This window comes from Streptomyces sp. NPDC058964, assembly GCF_042741275.1.
Classification (GTDB): domain Bacteria; phylum Actinomycetota; class Actinomycetes; order Streptomycetales; family Streptomycetaceae; genus Streptomyces.
In genome coordinates, this window is record NZ_JBHYKH010001001.1 from 1 (window position 1) to 1,255 (window position 1,255).

Genomic DNA, 1,255 nt, shown 5'->3' on the forward strand with positions numbered 1-1,255 from the left:
GGGAGCCGGGCATAGGTGGCACGGACCTCGTCGAGGTCGACGGTCGTCCGCGAGGACGGGGTGCGCTCCACGGTGAACCGGCCGTAGACCCCGGAGGGCAGGCGGTCCAGCAGCTTGCGGGACTTGCGCTTGCCCCGGTCGGCGGCGCGAGCCTCGTCGCAGGCGGTCAGGTAGGCGGCCGCGCTGGTCTCGATCTCCTCGGGCGCCGGCATCTCCTCGGGGGTGAAGACGTCGGCCGGGTCGGCGACGGTCTCGGCGGAGCGGGAGCGGACCAGGGAGCCCGGGGTCACGGTGGAGCGGACGGCGTCGGCGACGGTGCGGAATGCGCGACGCGCGCGGGAGGTGGCGTTGCGGATCATGTGGTGCCTCCGGGTGTGTCTGGTGCTGGTGTGCGCGGTCTCCGGGGCGCTCCAATCGCCTCGGGGACCGGGTGCCGAGTAGGCGCGGCTCCGGCACGACGCGCGACGCGCGAGGTGCTGGACCGCGACGACTCGGAAGCCATCGGGTGCCGGTCTTCACCGCCATGTTTCCGACCTCCCACGTGCTCGAAGGCTGGCGGTCCACGGGTTTCCGGCGTGTTCCCTGCTATGGGTGATTTCAAGATCCAGACGCTTCCTTCAAGCCGCCATCACGCGCTGCTCTCCGGGCGTTACGCAACCCCCTGCCTATCTAGATAGGTGGTTGCGAGATCGATTAAGACACGGCGCGTAAGGCGTGTCAACCCATCTAGATAGGTGTGTTTCGGAGGGGCGTCTGACCAGGGCTTTAAGGGCGCGCGACACCGTTCGAAAGTCGCCGCTTTCGGAACCTAACTAGCTATGTCATGCTTGGGCGCCAGACCAACATCACGGACGGAAGGGACGGAGGCCGTGGCCAGGAAGGAGCCGGGCAAGCTCGAGCGGATCGCCGCCGATCTCCGAGCGAATATCGAGAGCCGGCACTACCCGCCGGGCGCGAAGCTGCCGAGATCTGCCGAGCTCCAGGCCGCGGAGGGCGTCGCCTTCCAGACGACGCGCGAGGTCTACCGCGTGCTGGAGCGGGACGGGCTGGTCGTCACGCACATGGGCAAGGGCTCATTCGTGACGCCGTTCCTGGGGAAGATCACCAGGGACGGGACCGGCCGTTACCAGCCCGCCGCCAGAGAGGCCGGCGGGGCGCGGGGCGCGTTCGAGGCGGAGCTGAACCGGCTCGGGCTGGTCTACAAGCCCACGCCGACCGACGTGTCCCGGGAGCGGCCGCCGCGTGAGGTCGCGGC

2 protein-coding genes are annotated in these 1,255 nt (G+C 69.6%); one reads left to right on the forward strand and one right to left on the reverse strand.

Translation table 11 applies throughout. The features are described from left to right. Positions 1-359 (reverse strand): hypothetical protein (locus ACFW2E_RS47175; protein ID WP_384478420.1); only part of this gene is annotated, 359 nt, incomplete at its 3' end. Between the two features lie 510 nt (positions 360-869). Between ACFW2E_RS47175 and ACFW2E_RS47180 the strand changes: the two genes are divergently transcribed. After that, the coding region (locus ACFW2E_RS47180; protein ID WP_384478422.1) for a winged helix-turn-helix domain-containing protein at positions 870-1,255 on the forward strand (386 nt) is incomplete at its 3' end.